Genomic DNA, 17,568 nt, shown 5'->3' with positions numbered 1-17,568 from the left:
CAGATACATCGCCAAATGTTGCAGATCGTACAAACGGTCGAATGGATTGCTGTTCTCACTCCAATTCTCTACGATACATCTCGTGACGCAGGCAGCTGAGTGCCGGGTCCCGCGCGGTGTTTCAAGACACTTCACCCTTGCGCTGCACTCGAAGACACAACCATGCGGTCCCGCGTCCCAATACCGAGAAACCGCCTAAAGAAGACCTGACGCGAACCGTGCAAGCCATTTCAGTCAGAACCCGCTATTGTTCAGGTTGCTATGACGCTCGGGGGATCAGCGTTAGGCAAGAGTTCCTGCGCGCGCTGCCGCGCACCATAGGCTTTGCACTTGCACCGGTTCAAGATTCAGCCTATACGCGCGCTGTCGATACAAGGGCGGTCAACGTCCGGATGACGTTTCTGAGCAGGGCCGGGTTACCTCGGCCCTTTGTGTTTGTTTGCTCAGCGGCGCACCGGGTCACGCCAGACGGCATCATGAAACAAGACCGGCGGAGACAACCGCTCGGCCAGCAAAAACGTACTGTAAAGGAAATGAACGCCACATGGCTAACGCATCCATGGAGGAATTCGAAGCCCTCCTGAATGAAAGCTTCGAAATGGACACACCCGAAGAGGGTTCTGTTGTCAAAGGCAAGGTTCTGGCGATCGAAGCCGGCCAAGCCATCATCGACGTAGGCTACAAAATGGAAGGCCGCGTTGATCTGAAAGAATTCGCAAATCCCGGCGAAGCCCCTGAAATCGCTGTCGGCGACGAGGTCGAAGTTTACCTGCGCGCCGCAGAAAACGCCCGTGGCGAAGCCGTCATCTCGCGCGAGATGGCCCGCCGTGAAGAGGCATGGGACCGTCTGGAAAAAGCATATGCCGACGACCAGCGAGTCGAAGGTGCAATCTTTGGCCGCGTCAAAGGTGGCTTCACCGTCGATCTGGGTGGCGCAGTTGCGTTCCTGCCCGGCTCGCAGGTTGACGTGCGCCCCGTACGCGACGCCGGCCCGCTGATGGGTCTGAAGCAGCCGTTCCAGATTCTGAAAATGGACCGCCGCCGTGGCAACATCGTTGTGTCGCGCCGCGCCATCTTGGAAGAATCGCGTGCCGAACAGCGTGCCGAAGTCATCGGCAACCTGTCCGAAGGTCAGACCGTCGAGGGTGTCGTCAAGAACATCACCGAATACGGTGCATTTGTTGACCTGGGCGGCGTTGACGGCCTGCTGCACGTCACCGACATGGCATGGCGTCGTGTGAACCACCCGTCCGAGATCCTGACGATCGGCGAAACCATCAAGGTTCAGGTCATCAAGATCAACAAAGACACCCACCGCATCAGCCTGGGCATGAAGCAGCTTCAGGAAGATCCGTGGGATCTGGTTGCTGCCAAGTATCCGCTGGGCTCGGTCCATCAGGGTCGCGTCACCAACATCACCGACTACGGCGCATTCGTCGAGCTGGAAGCCGGTGTCGAAGGTCTGGTGCACGTGTCCGAGATGTCCTGGACCAAGAAAAACGTCCACCCCGGCAAGATCGTCTCGACCAGCCAGGAAGTCGACGTCATGGTTCTGGAAATCGACGGTGCCAAGCGCCGCGTGTCTCTGGGCCTGAAGCAGACTCAGCGCAACCCATGGGAAGTGTTTGCAGAAACCCACCCCGAGGGCACCGAAGTCGAAGGCGAAGTCAAGAACATCACCGAATTCGGTCTGTTCATCGGCCTCGAAGGAGACATCGACGGCATGGTTCACCTGTCGGACCTGTCCTGGGACGAGCGTGGCGAGGATGCGATCCAGAACTACCGCAAAGGCGACATGGTTTCGGCCGTTGTCTCGGAAGTGGATGTCGAGAAAGAGCGTATCTCGCTGTCGATCAAAGCTCTGGGCGGTGACAAGTTCGCAGAAGCCGTTGGCGGCGTGAAGCGTGGCTCGGTCATCACTGTCGAAGTGACTGCAATCGAAGATGGCGGCATTGAGGTCGAGTACGAAGGCATGAAGTCGTTCATCCGTCGTTCCGACCTGTCGCGTGACCGTTCCGAACAGCGCCCCGAGCGTTTCTCGGTCGGTGACAAGGTTGATGTCCGCGTAACCAACGTCGACAGCAAGACCCGCCGTCTGGGTCTGTCGATCAAGGCACGCGAGATCGCAGAAGAGAAAGAAGCCGTGGAACAGTACGGTTCTTCCGACTCGGGCGCGTCGCTGGGCGACATTCTGGGTGCAGCGCTGAAGTCGGGCGACTAAGCCCGGGGCGCATCCCAAGTATGATTTACGGCCCCGCATGGAAGTGCGGGGCCGTTTTTGTTGCGAATCAACGTGTTCCAAACACGCTGCTTAAACTCGATAATGTTCGCGCTTGAAGTGTGTAAATCGGCCTGTCGGGCAAAATTTCGCGTGAGAATATGGCAAAATAAAGCCTCAACACGCAGAGTATCCGTTCCCCCGTTCTGGGTTTTTTCCTATACTGTCAAAACAGTAGACCTGTCACACCGGCTGCCTGGGAGGGTATCACGAATGATCCGTTCAGAACTGATTCAGAAAATCGCTGACGAAAACCCGCATCTCTATCAGCGTGATGTCGAGCGGATTGTGAACACCGTGTTCGAAGAAGTCACCGATGCCATGGCGCGCGGCGACCGGGTCGAGCTGCGCGGCTTTGGTGCCTTTTCGGTGAAAAAGCGGGATGCCCGCGTTGGGCGCAACCCCCGTACCGGTGAAACCGTTCAGGTCGAAGAAAAATGTGTACCATTTTTCAAAACTGGTAAGTTGCTCAGGGATCGTTTGAACGGTAAAGCCTGACCTCATGATGCGTTACCTTCGATATGCTTTTCTTGGGACTCTCGGGATCGTTCTGATTTCCGTTTCCCTGGCAAATGTTCAGTCTGTAGAACTGAAACTGATGCCCGATGCTCTGGCCGAGCTTCTGGGCTTTAACGTCAGTACCTCTTTACCGCTTTTTCTGGTCGTCCTCGGTGGCGTTGTCGCCGGTTTGATCATCGGTTTCATGTGGGAATGGCTGCGGGAACACAAACACCGCCGCGATGCGACCGTGAAAAAGGGCGAGGTCCGCAAGCTTGAACGTGAGGTCAAGAAGCTCAAGAAAAAGCAGAACGAGGGTAAGGATGATATTCTGGCCCTGCTCGACGAGGCCAGCTGAGGCTTATGTCGACCGTTGTGTCCGTCAAGATCTGCGGTTTGACCGCCCCAGAACATGTGCGCGCTGCGGTTGAAGCTGGCGCGCGCTATGTCGGGTTCAACTTCTTTCCCAAATCGCCCCGTTACGCGCCGATACCGAAAGCCGCGGCGTTGGCCGCCGAAGTACCAATCGGCGTCGCCAAGGTCGCTCTGGCCGTGAATTTCTCGGACGCGCAGCTTGATGAGATTGTCGCGGGTGTTCCGTTGGATATGTTGCAGCTTCACGGTGGAGAGATTCCCGAGCGTGTGGCAGAGATCAAGCAGCGCTATGGCCTGCCCGTCATCAAGGCGATCGGTGTTGCCGAGGCCGAGGACCTGGCTGCGATTGATCTGTATTCCGAAGTTGCAGACCAGCTTCTGATCGATGCAAAGCCGCCGAAGAATTCGGAACTTCCCGGCGGCAACGGTCTTCCTTTTGACTGGCGGCTGCTGGCAGGTCGCAAATACTGGCGCAGGCCGTGGATGTTGTCCGGCGGTCTGAACCCAGACAATGTCGCTGAGGCGATCCGCATGACGGGTGCTCGGCAAGTCGATGTGGCGTCGGGTGTTGAAAGCGCGCCGGGCGTAAAGGACGCTGGGCTGATACAGGCGTTTATTGACGCGACACGCTGATTTTGTTTGCCGCTGCAAGGGGGCGACATGGTGCGTTTTGCCATGGCAAATCCCGCTACGACCACCTATGACAGTCAGGTACGACGAGGGAGACACCCATGGCCAACGATCTTTTCAATTCCTTCATGTCCGGCCCTGACGAGCAAGGGCGATTTGGCATCTTCGGCGGGCGCTTTGTCAGCGAAACGCTGATGCCGCTGATCCTGTCACTGGAAGAGGAATACAACAAAGCCAAGGATGATCCAACCTTCTGGGCCGAGATGGATGATCTGTGGGCCAACTATGTGGGCCGCCCCTCGCCTCTGTATTTCGCGGAACGCCTGACCGAGCATCTGGGCGGGGCGAAGATCTATCTGAAACGTGATGAGCTGAACCACACCGGCGCACACAAGATCAACAACGTGCTGGGCCAGATCATTCTGGCGCGCCGCATGGGCAAGACCCGGATCATTGCCGAGACCGGGGCAGGGCAGCACGGTGTCGCGACAGCCACGGTCTGTGCGAAATTTGGTTTGAAATGCATCGTTTATATGGGTGCCCACGACGTGCAACGTCAGGCGCCGAACGTGTTTCGTATGCGCTTGCTTGGGGCCGAAGTGATCCCGGTCACTTCGGGTCGCGGTACGCTGAAGGACGCGATGAATGACGCGCTGCGTGACTGGGTGACCAATGTGCGCGATACGTTCTACTGCATCGGCACAGTGGCCGGTCCGCACCCATACCCGGCGATGGTGCGTGATTTCCAGTCGATCATCGGCAAGGAAGCCAAAGAGCAGATGATGAAGGCCGAAGGCCGTCTGCCGGATACGATCATTGCGGCTATCGGCGGCGGCTCGAACGCGATGGGCCTGTTCTATCCTTTCCTTGATGACAAGGACGTCAATATCATCGGCGTTGAAGCCGGCGGTAAAGGTGTAAACGAAAAGATGGAGCATTGTGCCTCGCTGACAGGCGGTCGTCCGGGCGTTCTGCATGGCAACCGGACCTATCTGTTGCAGGATGATGACGGGCAGATTCTGGAAGGCTATTCGATCTCGGCCGGTCTGGACTATCCGGGTATCGGGCCCGAACATTCCTGGTTGCATGAGGTTGGTCGCGCGACTTACGTCTCGATTACCGACAAGGAAGCGCTTGAGGCATTCCAGCTGTGCTGTGCCACTGAGGGTATCATTCCGGCGCTGGAACCCAGCCACGCTCTGGCGCATGTCATGAAGATCGCGCCCGAGTTGCCCAAGGACCACCTGATCTGCATGAACATGTGTGGACGCGGTGACAAGGATGTTCAGACCGTCGCAAAATACCTGAACTTCGACATGTCTGACACCGAAGGTCGCACTGCCGGTTGATTTCGAACCGGGGCCACATGCCCCGGTTTACAATCTCGATCAATCAAGCTGCCGGGAAAACCCGTCAGTCCACCCTTGATTGTAGTGCCGCTCCGAAATGGCTTTCGGATCCAATTGCTGTTTTGCCGGGCGCAGATGGATTGTTGTTCCTGCCCTGGCGTAGCCTCCGGTTTTTTCACCGTATGCTCGCCCTCGCAAGCGATCCTTTTGGACCCGCCGGAGCCCGGCCAAAGAATCGACCACAAGCGATATCGCCCTGTTCAACTTGTGCCCGAAAGTTTCCAAATGGTGGTCAGTGAGGCAAGTGGAGCCACACTGTTGCAAAATTGCTGAACTTTCAGCGATTATGTCCCTTCTGTCTTTGCAGACGAGTTTCTAGCGTAGCCTGCCTCAGGTTCCTTTCTCCGCGCGACGACACTGTAAATACTGGGTGTTTCAAGCTGTTTGAGAGTTAGCCTTGGTCAAAACCCGGTTGTTCCAACAACACGACGTGTCCCGCACGCCCCAGTTGATTCCTGCCGCGTTCTATACAGCGTCTTCCAATTGAATTAACTTCTCATTAACCGGCGATTTGCCGCCGGTTCTGGGGATGTCTCTGCGAAGATGGGGCAAGGATGACGCTGCTTGGGATGCGATTTTAACCCTGGGCTTTCTGGTGTTTGGCACCCACGCGGTGCTGTAGGAGGTAATATGGTTTGGTCCGCAATTACGAGGCTGTCGTGCCTGGGTCTTTTGGTTTCCGCGCTTTTGATGGGAAGCGTCAAAGAGGGTCTGGCGTTTGGCAACCCTTCGTTTCCGTCCCAGACAGTCGCAACACCCAACGGCGGGCAGATTTTCTTTTCTAATCTACAAGGCACTGCGACAGCGTTCATGTCGTTGGGCGGCTCGGGAGAAGGCCCGGGAGGATCGTTCTATTTCAACAATGGTGTTTTGACTCAACCTGCTATTACGCCAGCAGGATTGGCCAATCTTGGATATATTGGCGCGACTATACTCAGCCAGAACGGAGCGGACTCAACTTACGCCGCTGATGGCTATCTTGGGGTCATGTTCACCGCGCGCGAAACCGTGGGAGGGCCGCTTTACCTTTATGAGATCGCGCTGTCGGGTGTCACGAATACCCAGATTATCAACACGCGGACGCTGGCCGACACGACGCAGCCGACTGCCTCAATCGGTGCACTGACAACAATCGGCAACGGAACGTTCCAAGCGGTGATCACACTTAGTGAACCCAGCACAGATTTCACGGTGGGCGACTTGTCGGTCACCAATGCGTCCGCCACCCTGACTGGGTCCGGATCCAATTATGTCGCAACGCTGACTGCGCAAAGTAACGGTACAATTGAGCTGTTTATTCCCGCAGGCGTTTTTTCGGATGCCGCCGGGAACCTGAACCTTGCGTCCAACAGGGTCAGCACACAACAGGGTGTAACGGACACACAGCGACTGGTGCAGGCCTTTCAGAACGCCCGGGCCAACAGCCTCGTGACCAATCAGCCAGAGCTGACGCAGTTTCTTCAGCAATCAGGATCAGGTGCGCTGGACTCGTCGGTGACGCAGGGATCGGGGTATCTGAAATTTGCAAGTGATCCAACCCAACCGGTCTGGTTCAATCTGTCCGGGAACTGGAGCTCGCAAAACGATTACGACAGTTCTTATGCCTTGGCCGTGGTGGGGGCGCATGGCTGGGTGAACTCGAACCTTCTGATCGGCGCCATGTTGCAGATCGACTATGCCGAAACCGAAAACGGCCCGGCCAGCGTGGATGGCACAGGGTGGCTGGTCGGACCTTATGTCGTCGCAAAACTGCCCAGCCAGCCAGTGTTTTTCGAAGGGCGTGTTCTGTACGGTCAGGCTGATAACGACATTTCTCCACTGGGCACCTATACCGACAGTTTCGATAGTGAACGCTGGCTGATCCAGTCGCGCGTAACCGGAGAGTTCAAGCGCGGTAACCTGACACTTTTGCCGTTGCTGGATGTTAGCTATGCCAGCGACGATCAGGAGGCTTATACCGATAGTCTGGGCAACCTGATCCCACAGCAGGATTTCAGCCTGACCACTGCACGGTTGGGTATGGATTTCAGTCATCCAATCCAGGTGTCGCGTGGTCAGATGATGTTGACCGGTGGTTTGTCTGGTATCTGGAGCACAACATCTGGCACAGGCACTGTTCCTGGCGTGACACCGATAGGGGATACCGCCCGCGCTCGCGCTGATCTGGGTTTTGACTATCGGCTGGAAAACGACAGCCTTCTGGCTGCAAACCTGTTCTACGACGGTATCGGCGAAAGTGGTTTTGAAAACTACAGTGTCAGCCTGATCTGGCAAATGGCATTCTGAATCAGCCGTGCGCCCCTTATGGGGCCTTCAGGTCTTTGCCTTATTTTGAAGCAAAATGTCGAGTGGTACGATCTCAAGCGCGCGTTGATGTGTCGCCTCCAGATGAACCTGCGGTGCACATCCTTCGTCATGAGCTTGCAAAAACCGGCTGGCGCATAAACACCAGCTGTCGCCGGGGTGAAGGCCTGGAAAGTCGAATTCGGGTCGTGCCGTGCTCAGATCATTGCCGACATATTTTGAGAATGCCAGAAACTCGGCCGTCATCACGGCGCAGACGGTATGACTGCCCTGATCCTCGGGGCAGGTATTGCAGGCGCCATCCCGGAAAAACCCTGTCAAAGGGTCGCGAGAGCAAGGGGCCAGAACGCCACCCAGTACATTGATACTGTCTTGTTTCTGCATAAAGACATCTTACAGACTTTCCGCAATCTTGCGGAACATTTCGATGTTCAGGTCATTTACACCCGGCTCACGGAACAGCCTGTCTGCACCGGTGGACACAATCAGAACACCCCTGGGCTGGTTGAAATAGATGTATTGCCCATAGACGCCACGGGCCAGAAACTCTCCTTCATGCGCGCCGCGGGGAATCCACCATTGATACCCGTACCCGATCTCTCCTTGTGCGGTCGGTGCGCTGGGTTGGGTGGCTTCGAAAATCCATTCGGCAGGAACCAGTTGTTTTCCATTCGCGATGCCGTCCTGCAGGATCATTTGTCCGAACCGGGCGAAATCACGTGTGGTAAAGTTAAGGCCCCCCAAAACAAAAGCGACCCCTGCACCATCAGTGATGTAGTATCCGTCCCGCTCCAGCCCCAAAGGTTGAAGGATCTTTTCCGTCAGAAGGTCCGCCACGTTCCGCCCGGTCGCACCGCGTATAACCATGCCCAGAACATGGGTGTCGATCGACACGTATTGCCAGGTTTCACCCGGCGTCGCAAAGCTGTCTTGCAGCGAGGCTGCGAAATCGTCCAGCTCACCACCCAGGGCAACCACACGCCCCATCCGATTGATGTCGGAATTTGGGTCGAGGTAATCTTCATCAAACGTCACGCCGCTTGCCATGTTCAGCACGTTGCGGATCGACGCGGTTTCATACGCGCTGTCTTTCAGTTTTGGCGCATATTTGACGACCGGGTCATCCAACGACCCGATTGCCCCCTCTTGCAGCAGGATACCGAAAAGCGCCGAAAGATAGCTTTTGGCGACCGACCAGGAAATCCTCCGGTCATCCGGCCCGGTGCCAAGATAATATTCCTCGAACCTGACTTTGCCGTTCTGCATAACCAGCAACGACGTGACCGCGCGTTCATCGATCCAACTGTCGGTTCCCTCCGGCAGCTCGAACCCTTCGCCATAAGGCAGGTCCCAGGTTGGCGCGTCGCCACGCGGCAGGTTCACGGTCAGAAAAGCCTCGTCCATGTGCGAGAAATTGTGAACGATCTTCTCTTCCGAAAATAACGAGTTCACGGCCAAAAGGCGCTGCAACTCTTCGCGCTTCCACAGCCCGACGGCAGTGGCGGCCAGAACCAGCGCCAGTACGATGCGCAGCACCCACTTCAATATGGATTTCATCGCATTGCCTCCCTAGTTGAGCGGTATTGGAACGCGGGAGATCACATTCCGCAACCTCTACGTAACGGAAAGAGGCAGAGGCGCTACCTGAATTTGTCCAAAAGCTTCTGCATCGCCGACCGGTCGTCGCCCGCGGCGTCGGGTGCGGCTGTTGAAGCTGCGTCGGCTTTTGGTGCGGCGGTCTTTGATGATCGCGGCGGGGCAGTGCGCAATGCAACTGCATTCATGAACTTGCCGCCCTCGTCCTGAGCCAGATAAGCAGCCCCGTCCGAAACACCCCGAAGAACGTCGTCCAGCCAGCTGGTTTCGGATTTCGCAAAATCACTGAGCACGTACCCCGAAACCATTTCCTTGCGGCCCGGATGTCCGATCCCAAGGCGTACACGGTCATAGGCCGCCCCGATATGCTCATGGATCGAGCGCAGACCGTTATGCCCGGCGTGCCCGCCCCCTGCCTTGACGCGCAACTTGCCCGGGGCAAGGTCCAATTCGTCATGAAATACAACAACGTCGGTGGATTCGAGCTTGTAAAACCGCATCGCCTCACCCACGGATTGACCCGATCGGTTCATGTAGGTTTGCGGTTTCAACAGCAGGACTTTCTCGGTGCCAAGCCGACCTTCCGAAATCTCGGCCTGAAACTTCGATTTCCAGGGACCAAACCCGTGATTTTCTGCGATCCGGTCCAGGGCCATGAACCCGATATTGTGCCGGTTCCGGGCATATTTCTGGCCCGGGTTTCCCAATCCAACAAACAGCTTCATGTTTCCGTTTTGCCTCTGTAGCTCCAAAGCCATTTCATGCCCGGAAATCGTCAGGAAATCCAGTCAGGCCCGATTATTGGACCCGCAAAAAAAAACGGGGCTCACCCGAGCCCCGCTTCAAAGTCGGAAACACTGTTCCAGACTTATTCTTCTTCTTTTCCGACAACTTCGACTTCATCGGCTGCAACTTCACCATCTTCATCGTCGTCGCTGGTGGACAGACCAGTCGGCGCCGAGATGTTGGCAATCACAAAATCACGGTCGATGGTTGGTTTGGTGCCCTCAGGCAGTTCAACCGACGAAATGGTCACAACGTCATTGATGTTCAGACCGGTCAGATCAACGGTGATCTTTTCAGGAATGTCACCGGCGGTGCACATCAGTTCGACTTCCGGGCGGACAACGGTCAGAACGCCACCCTTTTTGATGCCAGGGGCCGCACCTTCATTGATGAACTCAACGGGGATGAACAACGCGATCTTGGTGGTCCGACGCAGACGCATCAGGTCCAGATGGGTCGGCAGGTCTTTGACGACATCACGCTGAACGTCGCGGCAGATGACGCGGACGTCATCGTGGCCTTCAACTTTCAGGTTCCACAAGGTCGACTTGAACCGGCCCGCTTTCAGGCGCTTGAACAAGACGTTGAACGGGATCTGGATTGGCAACGGTTCTTTGTCGCCACCAAATACGATGCCCGGAACCATGCCGTCGCGGCGTGCTTGACGAGCGGCGCCCTTGCCTGTCCCCGTCCGTTCCAGAGCTACGAGATCAGGAATCTCACCAGCCATGATATATTCTCCAATGTTAGGGCGGGCATCCTCCAAGGCTGTATACCCGCGTGAAGCCGCGTCCTTAGCTTGATTCACCCGATTTGGAAAGAGGTATTTCTTGCTGTGCCGTTCGGCTGGGTTCTATCGCCTGTCCTGGAGTATTATCGGGTGGACGATTGAAGGATCCCCAGCTTCATCTGGCCAAAAATATCCCGGGGGAGGCGCCCGGAACGGGCGTCGGGGGCAGAGCCCCCTGATTGACCGGTTACGCTTGCCAGCGACCCCCGAAGTTTTCAGGTATCAGCAGATTGTGACGCCCCAACGCAGCCACATTTTTCTCACCACAAAGCGCCATTGTCGTATCAAGCTCCCTCTGGATCAGCTCAAGCGCCGTGGTGACACCTTTCTGACCCATGGCACCCAGACCATACACAAACGCGCGGCCAACATAGGTCCCTTTGGCCCCAAGCGCTAAGGCTTTGAGCACGTCTTGTCCGGATCGGATACCGCTGTCCAAATGCACCTCGATATCGCCCCCAACCGCATCCATGATCTCGGGCAGGACACGAATCGAGCTTAGCGCGCCGTCAAGCTGACGCCCACCATGGTTTGACACGACAATGGCATCGGCACCCAGCTTGGCGGCCATCCTTGCGTCATCCGCATCAAGGATGCCCTTAAGGATCACTTTCCCGCCCCATTGCTCCATCAGTTTTTCAACCTTCGACCAGTCGAGGCTGGGGTCAAACTGTTCTGCGGTCCAGGCCCCCAATGAAGACGCGTCCGAAATACCATGCACATGCCCCACGATATTGCCGAACTCGCGCCGCTGGGCCCGCAGCATTTCAATGCCCCAGGCCCATTTGGTCATCAGGTTGGCGATGGTTTTTGCGGTCAGTTTGGGCGGGGCCGACAGACCGTTTTTCAGGTCCTTGTGCCGTTGGCCCAGAATTTGCAGGTCGAGCGTGATTACCAGTGCGGAACATTTGGCGTCTTTTGCTCGCTGGATCAGGCGGTTGATGTAGTCCGTGTCCTTCATCGTATAAAGCTGGAACCAGAATGGTTTGTTGGTATATCCGGCCACATCTTCGATAGAGTTGATGGACATGGTGGACAGCGTAAAGGGCACACCAAATTCCTCGGCGGCTTTGGCGGCCTTCATCTCTCCGTCTGCATGTTGCATCCCCGTCAACCCGACCGGGGCAAGCGCAACAGGCATTGAAACGTCTTCGCCAATCATTTGCGAAGATGTCGACCGACCGGACATGTCGACCGCAACCCTTTGGCGAAGGCGTATTTTTTCAAAATCGGTCGTGTTTTCGCGAAAAGTCTGTTCTGTCCAGCTGCCGCTTTCGGCGTAGTCATAGAACATACGGGGCACGCGGCGTTCATATATGCGTTTGAGGTCTTCGATATTGGTGATCACAGGCATGAAAACAGGGCTCCGTGTACATTGGTTAGTTTTCTTTACCAATTCATTCCCAAGGCTGCAATGTCTTGGCGTCACAGTGAAGGGTCACAAAAAACCCGCCGCGGTATCCGCGACGGGTCACAATTCTCGCATGTTGGCTGCGAAATCAGGCGCTGTGCGCGCCATCCGAAAGAGATTTTACAAAGGTCAGCACGTCGGTCACAGGTTTACCAGCGCCGATCTGGCTGACGATCGCTGACCCGACCACCGCGCCGTCCGACACCGAGGCAATATTGCGCGATTTCTCGGGCGTGTTGATCCCGAACCCCACGATTACCGGCAGATCGGTCGCGGCCTTGATGCGGGCAACCTCGGGGCCAACATCGGTTGCTTCTGCCTCGGCTGCGCCAGTGATCCCGGTGATCGAGACATAATAAACAAAGCCCGAAGTGTTTTGCAGAACACGTGGCAGGCGTTTGTCATCCGTGGTCGGGGTCGCCAGGCGAATAAAATTCAGACCCGCCGCTTGCGCGGGCAGACAGAGTTCTGCGTCCTCCTCAGGGGGAAGGTCCACCACGATCAACCCGTCAATACCAGCTGCTTTTGCATCGGCCAGAAACGCGTCGACACCGCAGCTGTAGATCGGGTTGTAATACCCCATCAGGACAATGGGGGTTGTATCGTCTGTTTCCCGAAACGTTCGTGCCAGATCCAATGTGCGTTGCAAGGTCATGCCCTGCTCAAGCGCACGTTGGCCCGCAGCCTGAATAGTAGGACCGTCGGCCATCGGGTCGGTAAAGGGCAGGCCCAGCTCGATAACATCCACGCCAGCGCCTGGCAGGCCTTTGACCACTTCAAGCGAAGTGTCATAGTCGGGATCCCCGGCCATGACATAGGCGACAAAGGCCTTCTTGCCTTCAGCTTTCAGGGCGGCGAACTTGGCGTCGATACGGGTCATCGGATGTCCTTGCACTCGGGTTTCGACCTGATGTGCAGAAACTTTGACCGAAAATCAATCCCGCCCAGACAGGAATGGATCAGAAGCCCAGATGATAGCGTACCAGCAGGGCATTCACGCCCGGGTTTTCGTCATTGGTACTGGCGTTGGATTTATGGGTAAGCGCGACAGACACGCTGTTGCCATTGTTCAGGTTATAGCCAAGACCCAATAGGCTGCGAATCTGAAAATCGCCCCCAAGATCATTCAGGTCGTTGCTGGCATTGTAGTAGCCGGGCATTACACTGCCTTCCAAGAACCAGCGATCGCTCAGCGCATACTGCCCGATCAGGCCCGCGCCGATATGCGTGTCACCATCTTCATCTACAGTTAGGGCCGCACCCCAACCGGCGCGAAACCGCGTGGCCTGATGAAATGGTGCATGGTGGTATTCAATCGAGATCAGGCCCTGATCCTCGGACGTGTCTTCGGAATAATCAGCGTATCCAGCGCCAAAAACAATGGTCTGTGCCTGGGCTGACACGCAGGCCGTTGCCGCCACTACGGTTACAAGAAAAAAGTGTTTCATCGGGTTCCGCTAACAAAAAGTGATCGTGCGATATTAACTGGTTATCGTAGGCGCCGTTTTTCAATTTAGACAAGAACACATTTTCCAAACAATTTTGTGATGTGGCGAAATGGACTCGGCAAAGGTGCCGCCAGCAATCCCTTGCGCATCTAGGCGGACCTGCATAGAAGCTGCGATCGTATTCTATGCAGGAGGCCGTGATGGGCTTTAAGATGGGAATCGTGGGTCTACCGAATGTCGGCAAGTCGACCCTGTTCAATGCGTTGACCAAAACCGCAGCTGCGCAGGCCGCGAACTTCCCGTTCTGCACCATTGAACCCAATGTCGGGGATGTTGCGGTTCCCGACGCCCGCCTCGACAGGCTGGCGGCGATTGCGTCCTCAAAACAGATTATCCCGACACGGATGACTTTTGTGGATATCGCGGGTCTGGTGAAAGGCGCGTCAAAGGGCGAAGGGCTGGGCAACCAGTTTCTGGCGAATATTCGCGAAACGGATGCGATTGCCCATGTGCTGCGCTGTTTCGAAGACGGCGACGTGACACATGTCGATGGTCGCGTTGATCCGGTTGCGGACGCTGACACGATCGAAACCGAGCTGATGCTGGCCGATTTGGAAAGCATCGAAAAGCGCCGGGCCAATCTGGTGCGCAAGCTGAAGGGCAACGACAAAGAGGCGCAACAGCAAGATCGCCTGTTGGCCGAGGCGCAGGCCATGCTGGAAAGCGGCAAGCCCGCACGTCTGGTCGAAGTCAGCGACGAGGACGCCAAGGCTTGGAAGATGTTGCAACTGCTGACCACCAAACCGGTTCTCTACGTCTGCAACGTGTCCGAGGAAGACGCCGCACAAGGCAACGAATACACTGCCCGCGTGGCCGATATGGCCGTCGCGCAGGGCAATGCCCATGTCATCATCAGTGCCAAGATCGAAGAAGAGATAAGCCTGCTGGATGAGGACGAAGCCCAGATGTTCCTTGAGGAGATGGGATTGGAAGAGCCCGGCCTCGACCGTCTGATCCGCGCTGGTTACGATCTACTGAAGCTGGAAACCTATTTCACCGTTGGCCCGAAAGAGGCCCGCGCCTGGACCATCCGCACTGGCACCGCCGCTCCGCAGGCCGCCGGTGTGATCCATGGCGATTTCGAAAAGGGTTTCATTCGTGCCGAGACCATCGCCTATGACGACTATGTCGCCGCAAATGGCGAGCAGGGCGCGAAAGAGGCGGGTAAGATGCGGGCAGAGGGTAAGGGCTATATCGTCAAGGACGGCGATGTGATGCACTTTTTGTTTAATACCTGATCAATTGGGCTGTTCCTGTCGGGTGAGCGGGGTATCCTGCCTTATCCGCAGCATTGGAGCTTTCCTTGATCGAAATCCGCGACCTGCAACTGCTCAGCGCTTTGGCGCGGCATCGGCATTTTGCCAAGGCGGCCGAGGAGTGCGGGATTTCACAGCCTGCGTTTTCTATGCGCATCCGCAATCTTGAGGATCGTTTGGGTGTCTCCATCGTCCGCCGCGCCAACCGGTTTCAGGGCCTGACCGAAGAGGGCGAGATGATCGTCCAGCGGGCGCGGCGTATTCTGGACGACACCAAGGCGCTGGAACAGCAGGTGCTTGCTGCAAAGGGAGAGATTACGGGCACACTGATCCTCGGCGTGATCCCGACCGCAATCGCTTTCACGGGACGGTTGGTCAAAAGGCTGCGTGACGCGCATCCTCGTATCGTCACACGCATTGAAACCATGTCAGCCACCGCAATCCAGCATCGACTGGACGAAGGCAGCCTTGATGCTGGAGTAACCTATGGTGACAGTATCGGCACCGATTTCCGGCAGGTTCAGCCCCTTTACGAGGAAACCTATGTGTTGTTGGTGCCCACGCATCTGACGGACCAAAGCGGCCCGATTCCGTGGGCGCAGGTCTCAGAATTTCCGCTCAGCCTTTTGGAGCCGCAGATGCAGAACCGGCGTATTCTGGATCGGGTGTTTGCCGAACAGGGGCTGCACCCTGACATCGTGGCCGAAACCAGCGGTTTCACGGCTTCGATGGTCATGGTGCGGGAGGGGCTGGCGGCGACGGTTGTCCCTCGGGTTCTGGTGCGCGCGCTGGGCGATTTGAAGGGAACGAAAGTGTTGCCGCTGATCGAACCTGTTGTCAGCAAACCGATTTGTCTGGCGACCCTTAACCGGGACCCCGAGTTGCCGACGGTCAAGGCTTTGCGGGATGTGGTGACCTCTTTGCGGTGATAAGGTGTCGTTATCGTGCGATTGCCAAAAGCGATTTGACGATATGTTTGCCTGATGAGAGACGGAACCTCAATCGGAGGGCATCATGGCACCATTAGATACCAAGCCATCAGGCGCACCCAAGGGCGTCTGGAAGTCAGGTAAAGGCAAGGGGCGGCACACACCCAAGGGCCGTCAGTTCACGGATGAGGCGCAGGCTGAAATCACACGCCTGCTGGGCGATCGCCCGCGCCGCCGTGATCTGTTGATCGAATTCCTGCATTTGATTCAGGACGAACACGGCCATATCAGCGCCGACCATATCGCGGCATTGGCCGTCGAGATGCGGATCGGTCAGGCCGAGATCTACGAGACCGCGACTTTCTATGCCCATTTCGATGTGGTGAAAGAAGGCGAGGCGCCTCCTCCCGCTTTGACCATACGGGTTTGTGATTCCCTCTCTTGCGAAATGGCTGGTGCCCAGCAGTTGCAGCAGGCGCTGCAAGACGGTTTGGACCCTGCCGAAGTTCGCGTTGTTCGCGCGCCCTGCATGGGGCGTTGCGATACCGCCCCGGTATTGGAGATTGGCCACAATCACATTGATCATGCGACCCCCGAAAAGGTGCAGTCGGCGATTGCAGCAGGGGACACCCATGCGCATCTGCCCGACTATGAGACCTTCACGGCCTATGAGGCCGAAGGCGGTTACGCCAAGCTTATAGAGCTGCGCGACGGCGGTGATTGGGAACAGGTGCAAGAAGACGTCCTGTCCTCGGGCCTGCGTGGTCTGGGCGGGGCTGGCTTCCCGTCGGGCAAGAAATGGGGCTTTGTTCGCATGAACGAAGGCCCGCGCTATTTGGCTGTCAACGGCGACGAGGGTGAACCCGGCACGTTCAAAGACCGCTATTACCTGGAGCGCACACCGCATGTCTTCCTTGAAGGAATGCTGATCGCTGCATGGGCGGTCGAGGCCGAGACCTGTTTCATTTACATGCGCGACGAATACCCGGCAGTGCTGGGTATTCTGCGTCGTGAGATTGCGGCATTGGAAGATGCCGGTATCGTCGCAAAGGGTTACATCGACCTGCGCCGGGGTGCTGGCGCTTATATCTGCGGTGAAGAATCCGCGATGATCGAATCGATCGAGGGCAAGAAGGGCCTACCACGCCACCGTCCTCCGTTCGTGGCGCAGGTTGGGGTCTTTAACCGTCCGACCTTGGTGCACAATGTCGAGACGCTGTATTGGGTCTCAAAAATCTGCCGCGAAGGGCCGCAGATTCTGAACTCTGTTGAAAAGAACGGCCGCAAGGGCCTGCGCAGCTATTCGGTCTCGGGGCGTGTGGCGAAGCCAGGCGTTTACCTGCTGCCCGCAGGTTCGACCATTCTTGATGTGATTGATGCCGCCGGCGGCATGGCTGATGGCCATGTGTTCAAGGCGTATCAACCGGGCGGGCCGTCGTCTGGTCTTCTCCCCTCAAGCATTGACGACGTCCCGCTCGACTTCGACACGCTTCAGCCGCTTGGCACCTTCATCGGGTCTGCCGCCGTTGTGGTTCTGTCCGATCAGGACACCGCCCGCGATGCCGCGCTTAACATGCTGCGGTTCTTTGAGGATGAAAGCTGTGGTCAGTGCACACCCTGCCGGGCAGGCTGCGAAAAGGCGGTCAAGCTGATGCAGGCCGACAAGTGGGACACCGATCTGTTGGAGGATCTGTGTCAGGTCATGGGCGATGCCTCGATCTGCGGTCTGGGGCAGGCGGCCCCGAATCCGATCCGCCTGGTCATGAAACATTTCGCTGACGAAATCTGAGGGAGACAG

Annotated in this window: 16 protein-coding genes; 9 read left to right on the top strand and 7 right to left on the bottom strand. The window is 56.8% G+C overall.

The annotated features are described in order from the left end of the window. The first annotated feature begins 544 nt into the window (after positions 1-544). The 6 genes from rpsA to ACR0AP_RS13125 all read left to right on the top strand — a co-directional run bounded on the left by rpsA (position 545) and on the right by ACR0AP_RS13125 (position 7,476). Positions 545-2,221 (top strand): 30S ribosomal protein S1, encoded by a 1,677-nt coding sequence (gene rpsA, locus ACR0AP_RS13150; protein ID WP_209505405.1) that lies wholly within the window; start codon positions 545-547, stop codon positions 2,219-2,221. Between the two features lie 270 nt (positions 2,222-2,491). Then, the gene (ihfB, locus tag ACR0AP_RS13145) at positions 2,492-2,776 is read left to right on the top strand and encodes an integration host factor subunit beta (RefSeq protein WP_050603110.1); all 285 of its coding nucleotides are present in this window, start codon (positions 2,492-2,494) and stop codon (positions 2,774-2,776) included. Positions 2,777-2,783: 7 nt separating this feature from the next. After that, entirely contained in the window at positions 2,784-3,134 is a 351-nt protein-coding gene (locus tag ACR0AP_RS13140) for a lipopolysaccharide assembly protein LapA domain-containing protein (protein WP_209505811.1), read from the top strand. Positions 3,135-3,139: 5 nt separating this feature from the next. After that, positions 3,140-3,784: a phosphoribosylanthranilate isomerase gene (locus ACR0AP_RS13135; RefSeq protein WP_480507081.1), complete on the top strand. Its 645-nt coding sequence runs from the start codon at positions 3,140-3,142 to the stop codon at positions 3,782-3,784. Positions 3,785-3,882: 98 nt separating this feature from the next. Further along, on the top strand, positions 3,883-5,130 hold the full coding sequence (gene trpB, locus ACR0AP_RS13130; RefSeq protein WP_267365446.1) for a tryptophan synthase subunit beta: 1,248 nt from the start codon (positions 3,883-3,885) through the stop codon (positions 5,128-5,130). 690 nt (positions 5,131-5,820) lie between these two features. After that, entirely contained in the window at positions 5,821-7,476 is a 1,656-nt protein-coding gene (locus tag ACR0AP_RS13125; protein WP_480507080.1) for an Ig-like domain-containing protein, read from the top strand. Between the two features lie 27 nt (positions 7,477-7,503). Here ACR0AP_RS13125 and ACR0AP_RS13120 read toward each other — a convergent pair whose 3' ends face one another. The 7 genes from ACR0AP_RS13120 to ACR0AP_RS13090 form a co-directional block, all read right to left on the bottom strand. Next, positions 7,504-7,878 carry a DUF2237 family protein gene (locus tag ACR0AP_RS13120; protein ID WP_480488252.1) on the bottom strand — a complete coding sequence of 125 codons (375 nt, stop codon included), beginning with the start codon at positions 7,876-7,878 and terminating at the stop codon, positions 7,504-7,506. Positions 7,879-7,887: 9 nt separating this feature from the next. Beyond that, complete coding sequence (locus tag ACR0AP_RS13115) at positions 7,888-9,051, bottom strand: serine hydrolase domain-containing protein (protein WP_480507079.1); 1,164 nt, start codon at positions 9,049-9,051, stop codon at positions 7,888-7,890. Positions 9,052-9,134: 83 nt separating this feature from the next. Continuing rightward, positions 9,135-9,815: an aminoacyl-tRNA hydrolase gene (gene pth, locus ACR0AP_RS13110; RefSeq protein WP_480507078.1), complete on the bottom strand. Its 681-nt coding sequence runs from the start codon at positions 9,813-9,815 to the stop codon at positions 9,135-9,137. Between the two features lie 143 nt (positions 9,816-9,958). Then, complete coding sequence (locus ACR0AP_RS13105; protein WP_267366092.1) at positions 9,959-10,606, bottom strand: 50S ribosomal protein L25/general stress protein Ctc; 648 nt, start codon at positions 10,604-10,606, stop codon at positions 9,959-9,961. A 247-nt stretch (positions 10,607-10,853) separates the two neighbouring features. Further along, a complete protein-coding gene (locus tag ACR0AP_RS13100) occupies positions 10,854-12,020 on the bottom strand; it encodes an alpha-hydroxy acid oxidase (protein ID WP_480484008.1) in 1,167 nt (388 codons plus the stop codon). 145 nt (positions 12,021-12,165) lie between these two features. Then, positions 12,166-12,957, bottom strand: coding sequence for a tryptophan synthase subunit alpha (gene trpA / locus ACR0AP_RS13095; RefSeq protein WP_480507077.1), 792 nt, complete (start codon positions 12,955-12,957; stop codon positions 12,166-12,168). Positions 12,958-13,036: 79 nt separating this feature from the next. Then, entirely contained in the window at positions 13,037-13,525 is a 489-nt protein-coding gene (locus ACR0AP_RS13090) for an acyloxyacyl hydrolase (protein WP_480507076.1), read from the bottom strand. 200 nt (positions 13,526-13,725) lie between these two features. Here ACR0AP_RS13090 and ychF point away from each other — a divergent pair, with 200 nt between their 5' ends. From ychF to ACR0AP_RS13075, 3 genes are all read left to right on the top strand, one after another. Then, on the top strand, positions 13,726-14,823 hold the full coding sequence (gene ychF / locus ACR0AP_RS13085; protein ID WP_480488241.1) for a redox-regulated ATPase YchF: 1,098 nt from the start codon (positions 13,726-13,728) through the stop codon (positions 14,821-14,823). Positions 14,824-14,888: 65 nt separating this feature from the next. Further along, on the top strand, positions 14,889-15,770 hold the full coding sequence (locus tag ACR0AP_RS13080; RefSeq protein WP_480488239.1) for a LysR family transcriptional regulator: 882 nt from the start codon (positions 14,889-14,891) through the stop codon (positions 15,768-15,770). A gap of 85 nt (positions 15,771-15,855) precedes the next feature. Next, complete coding sequence (locus ACR0AP_RS13075) at positions 15,856-17,559, top strand: NAD(P)H-dependent oxidoreductase subunit E (RefSeq protein ID WP_480507075.1); 1,704 nt, start codon at positions 15,856-15,858, stop codon at positions 17,557-17,559. Positions 17,560-17,568: the final 9 nt, after the last annotated feature.

Source organism: Ruegeria sp. AF7 (genome assembly GCF_056541885.1).
This window is presented reverse-complemented; position numbering and strand designations above follow the sequence as displayed.

Coding starts and splice junctions, on each gene's coding strand:
- ACR0AP_RS13120 (WP_480488252.1), bottom strand. CDS start 7,878: ATGCAGAAACAAGACAGTATCAATGTACTGGGTGGCGTTCTGGCCCCT.
- pth (WP_480507078.1), bottom strand. CDS start 9,815: ATGAAGCTGTTTGTTGGATTGGGAAACCCGGGCCAGAAATATGCCCGG.
- ACR0AP_RS13105 (WP_267366092.1), bottom strand. CDS start 10,606: ATGGCTGGTGAGATTCCTGATCTCGTAGCTCTGGAACGGACGGGGACA.
- ihfB (WP_050603110.1), top strand. CDS start 2,492: ATGATCCGTTCAGAACTGATTCAGAAAATCGCTGACGAAAACCCGCAT.
- ACR0AP_RS13125 (WP_480507080.1), top strand. CDS start 5,821: ATGGTTTGGTCCGCAATTACGAGGCTGTCGTGCCTGGGTCTTTTGGTT.
- rpsA (WP_209505405.1), top strand. CDS start 545: ATGGCTAACGCATCCATGGAGGAATTCGAAGCCCTCCTGAATGAAAGC.
- ACR0AP_RS13100 (WP_480484008.1), bottom strand. CDS start 12,020: ATGCCTGTGATCACCAATATCGAAGACCTCAAACGCATATATGAACGC.
- trpB (WP_267365446.1), top strand. CDS start 3,883: ATGGCCAACGATCTTTTCAATTCCTTCATGTCCGGCCCTGACGAGCAA.
- ACR0AP_RS13075 (WP_480507075.1), top strand. CDS start 15,856: ATGGCACCATTAGATACCAAGCCATCAGGCGCACCCAAGGGCGTCTGG.
- trpA (WP_480507077.1), bottom strand. CDS start 12,957: ATGACCCGTATCGACGCCAAGTTCGCCGCCCTGAAAGCTGAAGGCAAG.
- ACR0AP_RS13090 (WP_480507076.1), bottom strand. CDS start 13,525: ATGAAACACTTTTTTCTTGTAACCGTAGTGGCGGCAACGGCCTGCGTG.
- ACR0AP_RS13135 (WP_480507081.1), top strand. CDS start 3,140: ATGTCGACCGTTGTGTCCGTCAAGATCTGCGGTTTGACCGCCCCAGAA.
- ACR0AP_RS13140 (WP_209505811.1), top strand. CDS start 2,784: ATGCGTTACCTTCGATATGCTTTTCTTGGGACTCTCGGGATCGTTCTG.
- ychF (WP_480488241.1), top strand. CDS start 13,726: ATGGGCTTTAAGATGGGAATCGTGGGTCTACCGAATGTCGGCAAGTCG.
- ACR0AP_RS13115 (WP_480507079.1), bottom strand. CDS start 9,051: ATGAAATCCATATTGAAGTGGGTGCTGCGCATCGTACTGGCGCTGGTT.